1 protein-coding gene is annotated in these 321 nt (G+C 41.4%); it reads left to right on the top strand.

The genetic code is table 11. From position 1 onward, the window contains the following. On the top strand, nt 1-259 hold a 259-nt coding region (locus F0L74_RS34745; protein WP_188316294.1), incomplete at its 5' end, for a hypothetical protein. Nucleotides 260-321 lie beyond the last annotated feature (62 nt).

Raw genomic sequence — 321 nt, 5'->3', positions numbered from 1 at the left:
GGACGATGACGATTTGTTCCCGGGATTCTCAGATACGTTCAAGATGCCAGAGATACCAGAGATAAAGTCTCTTGAATTTGATGATATTAAAACTCACGTCGCGGGAGATAACGAGCAATATACCGGAGAGTCTAAGTCGAGTTACAGTTCCTCATCCACGGTCAACGGCAAGACAGTGAGCAGCGGCGGAGTTAGCGAGTTGACAAATGACGGAAAAGCCGTCGAAGAAAAGGTCATGGAATACAAAGATGGCGATTAAATAAATCCAGCGATTATTCACGAATAAAAAAATTTAAGTCAAAAATATTATTTCACAAAAGG

Origin of the sequence: Chitinophaga agrisoli (genome assembly GCF_008386695.1) — a bacterium.
GTDB classification, from domain to species: Bacteria; Bacteroidota; Bacteroidia; order Chitinophagales; family Chitinophagaceae; genus Chitinophaga; species Chitinophaga agrisoli.
The sequence above is the reverse complement of the archived record's forward strand: the minus strand, read 5'-3'. Positions and strand labels throughout refer to the sequence as shown.